This is a genomic window from Niveispirillum sp. FG148 (assembly GCF_057809655.1).
This window is the reverse complement of sequence record NZ_JBMDKJ010000028.1, coordinates 1-11,473: the sequence shown is the minus strand read 5'-3', so window position 1 is coordinate 11,473 and position 11,473 is coordinate 1. Positions and strand designations below refer to the sequence as shown.

General features: G+C 62.3%; 13 protein-coding genes. 4 read left to right on the top strand and 9 right to left on the bottom strand.

Annotated features, from left to right (window positions below; all coding sequences use genetic code 11):
* Nucleotides 1-13: 13 nt before the first annotated feature.
* The gene (locus ACODTW_RS22315; RefSeq protein ID WP_488948299.1) at nt 14-1,027 is read right to left on the bottom strand and encodes an alpha-ketoacid dehydrogenase subunit beta; all 1,014 of its coding nucleotides are present in this window, start codon (nt 1,025-1,027) and stop codon (nt 14-16) included.
* 15 nt (nt 1,028-1,042) lie between these two features.
* On the bottom strand, nt 1,043-2,011 hold the full coding sequence (locus tag ACODTW_RS22310) for a thiamine pyrophosphate-dependent dehydrogenase E1 component subunit alpha (protein ID WP_488948298.1): 969 nt from the start codon (nt 2,009-2,011) through the stop codon (nt 1,043-1,045).
* Between the two features lie 276 nt (nt 2,012-2,287).
* Here ACODTW_RS22310 and ACODTW_RS22305 point away from each other — a divergent pair, with 276 nt between their 5' ends.
* Nucleotides 2,288-3,100, top strand: coding sequence for a TetR/AcrR family transcriptional regulator (locus tag ACODTW_RS22305; RefSeq protein WP_488948297.1), 813 nt, complete (start codon nt 2,288-2,290; stop codon nt 3,098-3,100).
* Nucleotides 3,101-3,198: 98 nt separating this feature from the next.
* Here the strand turns inward: ACODTW_RS22305 and ACODTW_RS22300 are convergent, their stop codons facing one another.
* From ACODTW_RS22300 to ACODTW_RS22290, 3 genes are all read right to left on the bottom strand, one after another.
* A complete protein-coding gene (locus ACODTW_RS22300) occupies nt 3,199-3,987 on the bottom strand; it encodes an SDR family oxidoreductase (RefSeq protein WP_488948296.1) in 789 nt (262 codons plus the stop codon).
* Nucleotides 3,988-3,998: 11 nt separating this feature from the next.
* Nucleotides 3,999-4,412 (bottom strand): nuclear transport factor 2 family protein, encoded by a 414-nt coding sequence (locus ACODTW_RS22295; protein ID WP_488948295.1) that lies wholly within the window; start codon nt 4,410-4,412, stop codon nt 3,999-4,001.
* Between the two features lie 107 nt (nt 4,413-4,519).
* Complete coding sequence (locus ACODTW_RS22290; protein WP_488948294.1) at nt 4,520-5,323, bottom strand: enoyl-CoA hydratase/isomerase family protein; 804 nt, start codon at nt 5,321-5,323, stop codon at nt 4,520-4,522.
* A 106-nt stretch (nt 5,324-5,429) separates the two neighbouring features.
* Between ACODTW_RS22290 and ACODTW_RS22285 the strand changes: the two genes are divergently transcribed.
* A complete protein-coding gene (locus tag ACODTW_RS22285) occupies nt 5,430-5,744 on the top strand; it encodes a 2Fe-2S iron-sulfur cluster-binding protein (protein WP_488948293.1) in 315 nt (104 codons plus the stop codon).
* A gap of 120 nt (nt 5,745-5,864) precedes the next feature.
* A complete protein-coding gene (locus ACODTW_RS22280; RefSeq protein ID WP_488948292.1) occupies nt 5,865-6,587 on the top strand; it encodes a TetR/AcrR family transcriptional regulator in 723 nt (240 codons plus the stop codon).
* Between the two features lie 3 nt (nt 6,588-6,590).
* Here ACODTW_RS22280 and ACODTW_RS22275 read toward each other — a convergent pair whose 3' ends face one another.
* The 4 genes from ACODTW_RS22275 to ACODTW_RS22260 all read right to left on the bottom strand — a co-directional run bounded on the left by ACODTW_RS22275 (nt 6,591) and on the right by ACODTW_RS22260 (nt 10,589).
* On the bottom strand, nt 6,591-7,916 hold the full coding sequence (locus ACODTW_RS22275) for an aromatic ring-hydroxylating oxygenase subunit alpha (RefSeq protein WP_488948291.1): 1,326 nt from the start codon (nt 7,914-7,916) through the stop codon (nt 6,591-6,593).
* 116 nt (nt 7,917-8,032) lie between these two features.
* Nucleotides 8,033-8,374: a DUF6285 domain-containing protein gene (locus tag ACODTW_RS22270; protein WP_488948290.1), complete on the bottom strand. Its 342-nt coding sequence runs from the start codon at nt 8,372-8,374 to the stop codon at nt 8,033-8,035.
* Nucleotides 8,371-9,396, bottom strand: a complete 1,026-nt coding sequence (locus tag ACODTW_RS22265; RefSeq protein WP_488948289.1) for a phosphotransferase family protein — start codon at nt 9,394-9,396, stop codon at nt 8,371-8,373. Before ACODTW_RS22265 ends, ACODTW_RS22270 begins: the two co-directional genes overlap by 4 nt.
* Entirely contained in the window at nt 9,393-10,589 is a 1,197-nt protein-coding gene (locus ACODTW_RS22260; protein ID WP_488948288.1) for an acyl-CoA dehydrogenase family protein, read from the bottom strand. The genes ACODTW_RS22265 and ACODTW_RS22260 overlap by 4 nt, the downstream gene beginning before the upstream one ends.
* A gap of 104 nt (nt 10,590-10,693) precedes the next feature.
* Here ACODTW_RS22260 and ACODTW_RS22255 point away from each other — a divergent pair, with 104 nt between their 5' ends.
* Nucleotides 10,694-11,383: a TetR/AcrR family transcriptional regulator gene (locus ACODTW_RS22255; RefSeq protein ID WP_488948287.1), complete on the top strand. Its 690-nt coding sequence runs from the start codon at nt 10,694-10,696 to the stop codon at nt 11,381-11,383.
* The last annotated feature ends 90 nt before the right edge of the window (nt 11,384-11,473 follow it).

Here is an 11,473-nt window from a genome sequence, read left to right as displayed (position 1 = left end):
CTTTACCCCTGTGTCAACGGCCGGAAAGTACTTTGCGGATCGCCGCTTCAATCTTCTCCGGCGATGGCAGATAGGCCGCTTCCAGTTCCCGTGCGAAGGGCACGGGTGTATGGGGGGCGGTGACCTGGATGATGGGGGCCTTCAGGTGGTGGAAGGCCTTCTCCGCCGCCAGGGCCGCGATATCGGCGGCCACGGAACAGCGCGGCGGGCTTTCATCCACCACCACCAGCCGGCCCGTGGCCCGCACGCTTTCCAGGATGGTTTCCTCGTCCAGCGGGCTGGTGGTGCGCGGGTCGATCAGGTCACAGGTGATCCCCTCCGCGGCCAGCTTGTCGACGACACCGATGGCCAGTGGCACCATGCGTGCCAGGGCCACGACGGTGACATGCTCGCCCTCGCGCACCATGGCCGCCTCGCCAAACGGGATCGTGTAATCCCCGTCTGGCACCTCGCATTCGTCCATGTAAAGCGACTTGTGCTCGAAGAAGATCACCGGATCGTCATCGCGGATGGCGGTGAGCAGCAGGCCCTTGGCGTCATAGGCATTGGACGGGATCACCACCTTCAAGCCCGGAATGCTGGTCAGCATGGGGTAGATGGTCTGTGAATGCTGAGCCGCCGCGTTCATGCCCCCACCGCAGGTCATGCGAATGACCAGGGGCGTGCGTGCCTTGCCGCCGAACATGTAGCGGAACTTGGCCGCCTGGTTCAGCAACTGGTCCAGGCAGACGCCGACAAAGTCGGCAAACATGATCTCGGCTACCGGGCGCAGGCCGGTCAGGGCCGCGCCATTGGCGGCGCCGACGATGCAGCTTTCGGAAATCGGCGTGTCGATCACGCGATCCTCGCCGAACCGGGGCAGCAGCCCCTTGGTCAGACCAAAGACGCCGCCAGCCGCTTCACGCTCGCCAGAGGTGCCGCCGGCCCCGCCGGACACATCTTCCCCCAGCACGATGACGCGGGGGTCGCGTTCCATTTCAAGATGCAGGGCGTCATTGATCGCCTGGCGCATGGAAATCTTGGGCATGGGTCAGGCTCCCGCTCAATAGCTGATATAGACGTCGGTCAGAACGTCGGCGGCGGTGGGGGCCGGGGCAGCCACAGCCTCCCGGACGGCGCGGTCTATCAGGTCGCGGACCTCGCCTTCGACCTGATCCAAGTCACTGCCGGGCAGCAATCCGGCTTCCGTCACCCGCTGGCGGAGGATTTTCAGGCTGTCATTTTCCGCGCGAAGGCGCGCCACCTCGTCCTTGGCGCGGTAAAGCTGCGGGTCGCCTTCAAAATGCCCGAAGAAGCGGGTGCATTCGGCATAGACGGCGCATGGCCCGCCCCCGTTGCGCGACAGTTCCGTCGCCTGACGCATCGCCTCATAGACGGAGAAGAAATCATAGCCGTCGGCCTTGAACACAGGCATGCCGAAGCCTTCGGTGCGGCGCACCATGTCCCGGCTGCCCACTGCATAGCTGAAACCGGTATGTTCGCTGTAACCGTTATTCTCCAGCACGAAAATCTTCGGCACCTTCAGCACCACGGCCATGTTCATCGCCTCGAACACGGTGCCCTGGTTGCTGGCGCCATCGCCGCTGAAAGAAACGGCCACGCCGCCGGTCTTCAGCACCTTGGCCGTGATGGCGGCGCCAACCGCGATGGGCGGTCCGCCGCCGACAATGCCATTGGCACCCAGCATGCCCTTGTCCAGATCGGCGATGTGCATGGAACCACCCTTGCCCTTGCACAACCCGTCTTGTCGGCCGTAGATTTCCTTCATCATCCCGATGACGTCACAGCCTTTGGCGATGCAATGACCGTGGCCGCGATGGGTGCTGATGATCTTGTCCCGTTCCGTCAGGTGTTCGCACACCCCGACGGCGACGGCTTCCTGGCCGGCATAAAGATGGGTGAAGCCGGCGATGCCGCCGCGCTGGATATCGACATGGATTCGTTCCTCAAATTCCCGGATCGTTACCATCTGCCGGTAGGCGCGCAGCATCTGGTCTCGGCTGATCTGCATGAAATCCCCCCTGTGATGTCGGGCAGGGCAAGGCGTGCCGCGCGGGTGGGCCGTGGTCGGCCCGGTCGGTGTGCGGCATAGGGGTCAAGGCCCCAAACCTCCCAACAATGATTTTTGATTCACTAGTCATTGTAGCGTTGCATCTTCGGCCCGTCAACGACAGTTCCCCGTGTCGGCCGGATTTTGGGTCGCAGGTTGCGTGGCTTGAAAAGGGCGGATTGCGACGCGGCCTGGATTGTGACTAAATGATTATAGAGTCATCAATCAGCATTGGCGTTGATCCGCCGCCTTCCCGACAGCAATCAGGGTGAAGCCGTGCCGCCCAGGAAGCAGAAAGTCGCTCCCGTCATCGACGGAGCCGAGGAAAATGAAAAGCCGTCCGGCCGTCGCCGACGGTCGCAGGCCCAACAGCAGAAGAATGAGGAGACGCGTACCCGTCTGCTGAACGCCGCCGCGCGTGTCATCGGCAAATATGGGTATGCTGGCTGTTCCATCGCCCGCGTCGCGGCGCGGGCGAAGGTTGCGCATGGCACATTCTATCTTCATTTCAAATCGCAGCAGGATCTGTTCGACCAGTTGCTGCCGGCGTTGGGTGCGGAGATGCTGGACGTGATCGGCAAGGCGGTGCGTGACAGCAAAAGCCTGATCGAACTGGAGCAGCGCGGGCTGACGGCGAATTTCGATTATCTGGTGCAGCACCCCTATTTGCACCGTGTCACCTCGGAGGCGGAACTCTATGCCCCCGTGGCCTACCGGCAATATTTTGAGGAACTGGCAAAGCCCTACAAGAAATCGCTGCGGCGATCGATGGCGGCACAAAGCCAGCCGGCCTTCAGCGAGGATCAGTTGGATGCCGTCATCTCCATGCTGCTGGGTGCGCGCTATTATCTGCTGACGCGGTTCTGCGTGCAGGGCAACAGCCTGAAGCCGCTGACGCCGGAACTGACGGAAACTTATCTGCGCTTTGTCGCAGAGGGCTTGGGCGTGAAACCGCCGTCGCCAGCGGACGCTGCCATGGTGTTTCCGGCAGCGGAGGTGGTGCCGCTGGCGCCGCCTCGCAGGCGGAAAGTGGCGGGGCAGGGGGATTAGAGTGTGATCGCTTCAAATGGAATCATTTGAAGCGTGAATCACACGACAAACCAAAAGCTTAGAGTTTATCAGGTGCTTCTGGAAGCGCCTGATAAACTCTAACCCCCTGCCGCCCGCGCTATTGACGCCGCCACTTCCTCCCGCGTCGGGTTCCGGCGCAGGGTCAGGCCGCCATTCACCTGCAAATTCGCCCCCGTCATGAAGCATTCGTCGGAGGCCAGCCAGACGGCGGCGGCGGCGATGTCGTCGGATGTGCCGATCCGGCCCAACGGATATTCGGGCAGGAATGCCTCGGTCAGGCCGGGGATTGCCATATGCCCTTCCGTCATCGGCGTTGCGGTCAGGCCGGGGGAAATGGAGTTGGCGCGAATGCCCTGGCCGCCGAACTCATGCGCGACGACGCGGATGATATGATCGGTCCCGGCCTTGGCGCCCATATAGGTGGCGTGATCGTTCAACATGATGGTGGCGGTGGCGGAACTGATCTGAATGATCGACCCGCCGCGATCCATGGCGCCGATCACCGCCTGATAGAACATGAACGGCCCCTTGAACTGAAGCGCGCTCATCTGGTCGAACTCTTCCTCGGTCGTCTCCAGGAAGGGTTTCAGCAGGCCCCAGCCCGTGGCGTTCAGGGCGATATCGACATGGCCCAGCTTTTCCCTGGCGAAATCGGCCAGAGCGAAAACCTGTGCCCGGTCGGTAATGTCGCAGATCGTGGCATGGCCCCCGATTTCATCGGCCAGCCGCTCCAACTCATCCCGCTTGCGCCCCGCCACCACCACGGTTGCACCTTCGGCGGCGAAGCGGCGGGCAATCACCTGACCCATATTGTCACGATTGGCGGCGCCAATGACGATGGCGCCCTTGCCTTCAAGACGTCCCATGATGTCCCCCGTCAGACCCAGTAGCGGACGGAAAAGGTGCGGGATTTGAAAGCCCAGCGCCCGTCGATCTTCACCAGAATATCGTCATACTGGCCATGGGTGCGGCGGGCGACGCCTTCGCTGTCGGTGTAGGATTCAGCCGTATACATGCGCGCCGTCGCCTGATCGCCATCGACCTTGATGAAGCCGGGAAGCACCAGAAAGACGATGTCGGGATAGTGTTTCATTGCCGCGACCCAGGCATCGACAATTGTCTGTTTGCCTGACAGCTTCTCCATGCCCGGCACATGGGGCAGGCACCAGAAACTGTCCTCGGCCCAGGTCGAAGCCCAGTCTTCGGCATTGTGCTGATTGACGGCGTCCGCGTAGGTTTCGTTTAACTCGCGGATGGCCAGACGGTCCTCCACCGGTCCCGTGAACGGCATCTCTTCCTCCCGATTATGTGGATCATTTGGGTCGGCGCGCCCGACCTTGGGGATCAGAATAATGAATGCTGATCCGTCAGTCACAATGCTGCTCGCGCAGCGGCTTGTCAAGTCCGGGTCGCGGTGAAATCCGGGCGTCGCTTTGCTGCGAAGGCGCTTAGCCCCTCGGCGAATTCCGCGCTGTCGGCCCGTGTGGCGAACTGATCCTTTTCCATCAGGAGCTGGGCCATGAAGGCGGCGGTCAGCGGGCCGCGCAACAGAGCCTTGGCGGCGGCATGGGCGCCAAGCGGACCGGCGGCCAGGCGCTGCGACAGGGCATCGGTCGTTGATGGCAGCATGTCGGTAGCCACCACCTGATTGACGATGCCCAATTGATGGGCTTCGTTGGCGCTGAAGCGATCTCCCAGCATTACCAGCTCACTGGCGCGTTTCAGACCGCACAGCTGCGGCAGGATCATTGTTGCCCCGCCATCCGGCGTCGCTCCCAGATGGCAATAGGCCAGGGAAAAGGCCGCCCCTTCGGTTGCTATGGAGAAATCGCAGGCTGCCGCCAAGCCGATGCCAAAACCCGCCACAGGGCCATTGATGGCGGCGATAACCGGCTTTGGCATGCGCCATATGCGCTGCACTGCCCCGTGGGCATGATCGATCAGCCGGTTGAAATAGGCCCGACGATCGGCAGGCGTCTGATCCAGGGTTTCCACAAACTCCCGCACGTCGCCGCCTGCCATGAAGGCGCGTCCGGCACCGGTCAGAATGATGCTGCGCACGGTGCTGTCCGTCTCCAATCCGGCCAGTGTCCGGTCAAGTGTGCGGGCCAGCGCCATGTTCAGCGCGTTCAGCGCGTCCGGCCGGTTGAAACGGACCTGGGCCACGCCGCCCGATCTTTCCACGATGATGACATCTTCCATCTCGATTCCCCTCCGGGTTGCGCAAGGCCGCGCCTAAGGGCTCTTGACGACCGGGCGCCCAACATGATTATGATCAATGAATCATAAGTCAATAAGTGGAATCGCCATGACCATGATCCGGGTTACCGACCGCGACGGCCAGCAGTGCGATCTGGACGCGGCCGATGGAGACAGTCTGATGGTGGCCCTGCGTGATGCAGGGTTGCCGGTGGCAGGGCTATGTGGGGGCAATATGGCTTGTGGCACCTGCCACATCCATATTCTGAACGCGGTAGAGGGGCAGTTGCCGCCCGCCGGCGCGGACGAAATGGCTTTACTGGTTGATCTTCCCGATTATCTGCCCTGGTCGCGGCTTTCCTGTCAGATCAAGGTCAAGGCAGCTTTGAAGGGGCTGTCTGTTGTGATTGCCCCGGATGATTAAGGCCGTGGCGTAGTGGCCCCCGGTTGAACCAGCGCCCCATCCGTTGCTATCATCGGCAATGGAAAGCATGTGGCGCCGGTGCTGGTCCGGGGGCCGCTCATGGTCAAGGAGTATTCAGGGGTGGGGGCAAACGCACAGGTCCGGAAACGGAAGCCGTCTGCCGAAAAGGTGGAAAAGAACGAAGCCACGCGACTGGCCCTGATCGAGGCGGCGGCTAAGATCGTGGGCCGCTATGGCTATTCCGGCTGCTCCATTGCGCGTGTGACCGCCAAGGCGAAAGTGGCGCACGGCACCTTCTACCTGCACTTCAAATCGCAGCAGGAACTGTTCGATCTGCTGCTGCCTACGCTTGGCGCCCGCATGCTGGACAAGATCAGCGATGCGGTGCGCAATGCCACCTCGCTTCTGGAGGTGGAACGGCGGGGGTTGGAGGCAAACTTCGCCTATCTGGTTGCCCACCCCTACATGTACCGCCTGATGATGGAGGCGGAGCTGTTCGCGCCCACCGCCTTCCGCGCCCATATTGACATGCTGATCGAACGCTATGTCCGCTCCCTGCGGCGCAGCCTGAAAGATCAGGAGCCACCGCTGTACAGCGATGCGGAGCTTGAACAGGTGGCCAGCATGCTGATGGGTGCTAGATCCTATCTGCTGATGCGGTTTTGTGCCGTGGACGGCAAGATACAGCCCCTGTCGCCCGAAATCCTGGACACCTATCTGCGCTTTGTCGCCAACGGGCTCAAAGCTGGCCCCATGACTGCGCCGCCGGCCGCTAGCCCGGAGCCGGAAGCCAAACCCGCCCACCGTCGCCGCTCCCGATCAACGGCGACGGTGGAGGCGTGAGGGTCAGCGCCGGCCCTCCAGATAATCGTTGATCATTTCGTGGAAGCGACGAACGCGCGCTTCCTGCCCTGTCAGATAGGCATCCTTGAAGCCGCGCGACCGCAGACCCAACTGCTGCCCCACGGCGATGGACAGGTCCTGATCGGCGACAAAGCCCAGGCTCTGCTCCCCGTGCCGGAAGACCTCATGTTCGGCTTCGGCCAGGGGGCGTGGTCCCACGGGGGTCATGGTCTGGGTCTGCCCCGGTACCAGCGGCACCATGAACCAATGGTCGAACAGGCACTTTTCCGGATCAGTCGGGTGCGGCTGCGGGCGCAGCAACTGGAACCCGTCCGCGCTCATGGTCAGGGAGACATTGGGGAACAGGGTGTAATGGTGATAATCGGTCAGTTGATCATCATCCAGAAGATCATAATGCGCGAAGCCGCGTTCCTTGCCCAGCCGCCGCTTCTGCTGTTGCAGGGCTTGGCGGGCGTCGCGGGCATGGCCCTGAAAATCGGCCGGGTCCAGGTCCCAGGCGCGCAGAATATCATCCAACGGCTGGGCCACATCCGTCACGCTCTGCGCCCGCAGTGACGGCATCCCCCCCTTCATCCGCATCCGGTTATGCCCCGATGCATAGAGGTCGAACATCGTGTCCTGATAGGCGTCCTCGATGAAGCTCGACAGTTCGGGATGCAGGGTCGGCAAATGATAACTTTCGTTGAAATTATCATGGATGATCTTCCAGTTGCAGTTCACCTCCGCCGTCAGATAAAGCACGCGCACCTGGCTGCTCATGCTGTACTTCTCGAACTGCGGGGCCACCGGGTCCAGGAATTGCCGCAGCGGCGGCGCATCGGGATCCATGTTGACCCAGACGAAGCCGCCCCAGACCTCGCAGCGAACCGGCGACAACCCGACCTTTCCACAGGGGTTTCCTTGCGGGAAATCGTCGGGGTCCTGAACGCGACAGGTGCTTCCCGACCGGTCAAACTGCCAGGAATGGTAGGAGCAGGTGAACAGCTTGGCGTGACCAAGGTCCCCGTGGACAAGCCGGTTTCCCCGGTGCGGACAGACATTGTAGAAGGCGGCGACCGAGCCATCCTCCTGCCGCACCATCAAGATGCTTTCACGCCCGATTTCGTGGGTGATGTAATCGCCCGCTTCCGGCAGGTCGGCGGCCCAACCGCCGATATGCCATATCCGTGTCCACATCCGGTTCCATTCCAGCTCCATGAAGGCCCGGCTGGTATAACGGTCACCCGTGATCGGATCTCCCCGCAATGGCGGCGGCGGGGGAGAGGGCTCGATGGCGGGATGGGGCGGCTGGTTCTGGATCACGGACATGGGCAGTATCCTCCGCTGTTCTGCTGGCGGCCCTTTGCCGCTATTTATGATTTATGAGTCATTGGTCATGATATGGCCGGCGACGGACAACGTCAATCGACCAACGATGGGGAACGTCACCCCAGCATCTTGGGATTGTTGATGGACAGCCGGGCGCGGGTGATGATCATCAGCGCCTGGCGCAGAGCGATGTCACGGCTGGTCTCATCGAAAGCGCCAGCCTCTATGGCGTTGCACAGGGCGGTGACATCGTTGCTGCCAATCAGATCGCGGATTGCATCCGCCATCGCGGCCCGCTCCATTCCCCCCCGCAGCTCACGCAGGGCGATGGAAAGGGCATTTGCGACCATCAGGCCGGTATATCGGGCCTGATCGGGAAGCTGGGGCAGCAACTCGCTGCGCAGTGTGGTCAGTGCCGTTTCCAGAAGATTGTCGATTTCGGGCAAATCGCCGCTCATCGGGCCGCCTCCCTCTGCTCGATCTCGCGCAGCATGTCATATTCGATTTCGGTCAGCATCCGACCGGTCAGGGCCAGTTCCAGCGACGGCTCTGTGCCTGACAAATGGCGCTTAGCCTGCTGTACGGCCACGGCGGCCCAGCGCAGGTGCGCCATCACCTCCCACCAGCCCACGGCGGCATGGTCAATGCTGCGGCCCGACATCTCCTCATAGCCTGCGTAGAAATCAGCCCGATCCCCGATGCCGCCGGCCTCGCGTTCCCGTTTGCCGAAGCGCCAGCAGGCGGCACAGAACCAGCCGATATCCTCCATCGCATCCGACCAGCCGGCGAATTCCCAATCGATGATGGCGGTCAGCTTTCCCTCATCGACCATGTAATTGCCGGTGCGATAATCGCGATGGGACAGGACCAGGGCGGTCGTGGCGGGTCGGTGCCGGTCCAGCCAACGCAGGCCGTAGGCGAGGACCGGATCGCTCGCTGCCTGCTCTCCCAGCCAGTCGCGGTAGGTGTTCAGGCAACTCCCCATGATGTCGGGCGCTGGGCGGGACAGGAAGGCCAGATCGGTCGTGCCCGGTCGGATGGTGTGCACGCGCCCCAGTTGCCGGCCCAGCGTGCGGGCGAGGTCAGGCGGAACCGGTCCCTTGACCAACCGGTGGCCGGCCGCTGTGCCCTGTGCCCGACGCATGATATAGAAGGGGGGGCCCAGCAATCGGCCGGACCCTTCCACGAACAGCGGTTCCGGTACCGTCACCCCGGCGGTGAAGGCCGCACGCAGCACGGCCGCTTCCTCGGCCTTGCCCAGGCTGGCGGACACGCCGGTGGCGGCACCGGATCGGAAGACGACTTCATGCTCTCCATCGAAGGCGCCGCCCTCAATATGCAGGTCGATCGCCAGATTGACAGAGATGGCGCCACCCGACAGACGCCGGATATTGGCCAGCCCGACCTGCCGGGCCCCCGCTTCTGCCGCGATCCAGCGTGACAGGATTTCCAGCTGATCGGCAGAGAAGGGGGCGTTCATGCCCACCCCCAGAACCCGTCCCCTTCCTGCAGGTAGGATCGGCTCAACACCATCTTGTGGACCTCCGACGCGCCATCGACCAGCCGTGCCTGACGGGCATAGCGGTAAATCCATTCCAGCACCGTATCGCGGGAATAACCGCGTGCCCCGCAAAGCTGGATGGCGGTATCGGCGGCGCGCGACAGGGTGTCGGCCACCTGAACCTTCGCCATCGACACCTCCTTTCGTGCGAAATGTCCGCGGTCCAGCGCGGCCGCCGCGCGCATGGTCAACAGCCGGGATATCTCGATCTGCATGGCCGTTTCGCCCAGCATCCACTGCACGCCTTCGTGCTCTGCCAGTGGCATGCCGAAGCTGTGGCGCTCCTTTACATAGGCACCGGCAATTTCCAGACAGCGCTTGGCCAGGCCGGTCCAGCGCATGCAATGGGTCAGACGTGCCGGCCCCAGGCGGATCTGGGTCGCCTTCAAACCGTCGCCGACATTCATCAGCACATTTTCATCGGCGATCTCCAACCCGTCGAAGATCAGCTCGCAATGACCGCCATGTTCTTCCGGTCCCATGATGGGGATGCGGCGCTCGATGCGCCAGCCGGGCTGGTCACGGTCGAACAGGAAAGCCGTCAGGCCCTTGCGCTGATCGTCGGAGGTACGCGCGATAAGGATGAAATGCTGGGCGATGCCGGCGCCGGTGATGAACCATTTGTGGCCATGGATGACCCAGCGCCCGTTCTTGTGTTCTGCTCTGGTCCGGATCATGGAAGGGTCGGACCCACCGCCTGGATGGGGTTCCGTCATGGCGAAGGCCGACCGCACCCGGCCTTCCACGATCGGCTCCAGCCAGCGGCGTTTCTGGTCCGGCGTGCCCACCTGGCTCAGTAGTCGCATATTCCCATCGTCCGGCGCCGCGGCATTGAAACAGGCGGGGCCGAAAATGGACCTGTTCATCTCTTCATAGCAAGCGGCCAGCCCGATGAAGGGGAGACCCTGACCTCCAGCCTCGCGCGGCAACTGCAAAGTCCAAAGGCCAGCAGCCTTGGCCTTTGCACGCAGGTCCGCCAAGGGCCCCTCAGCGACATTTTCATGCTCGTCCCAATTGGCGCGGTCGGCTTCGACCGGCAGGATTTCGGTGTCCACGAAGTCTCGGATACGGTGGCGGTAATCCTCCAACGCCGAGGGCAGAACGAAGTCCATCCCAAATCCTCCAGAAAAAGAGCGAACGCTCGCTCTATAACCTGTTTGCCCTTCGCGGACAAGGGCCGTTCATGCTATGCGGGCGGAAGGGAAGGGGAACGGATATGGAAAGCTATCGTGCATTCCTGGCGGAATATGATGTGTCGATGGAGGCACTGTGTCGGCGCATTCTGGACCGTCACCAATCCACGATCCGGGTACGCAAGGCCGAAACGGCAGTGGCCAACCTGATCAGGATCGTGGAAACGACCCTGGCCGTCGCCAACCGCAAGGGCTTCCATTCCATGTCGTTGCGGGATCTGTCGGAACAGTCGGGCCTGTCGATGGGTGCGCTTTACAGCTATTTCGACAGCAAGGACACCTTGCTGCTGATGATTCTGGGCCAGGTCGTTGATGCCGTCGATATGGCGCTGGTGGCCAGCAGGGCGGATACGCCTGCTGCGCGATTGCGTGACCTCATGGCGCGTCATGTCTATCTGACCGAAGCCATGGGCCCCTGGTTTGTCTTTGCCTTCATGGAGGCAAAGGCGTTCGGCAAACAGGGTCGGGACATGGCGGTGGCGAGCGAACTGCGAACAGAATCGCTTCTGCATGATGTCATTGCCGATGGTGTGGCTGATGGCTCGTTTCGGGCCTTGGATCCGATCATGGCGGCCAGCCTGATCAAGCCTATGCTACAGGATTGGTATGTGAAGCGCTCCAAGTACCGCAAACGGGATGTCGGGCCCGACGGGTTCGTGCAGAATCTGGTCGATCTGGTGTCGGCAATGCTGGCGAACCCGGCGCGGCGCTGAGCCTGGCCGAGTTGCGACAGTTGGGATTGGCGTAGGGGGAAAGAGCGGTTGATTGAAAATAGTTGTTGCGTTGCGGGATGTGGTGGGTCT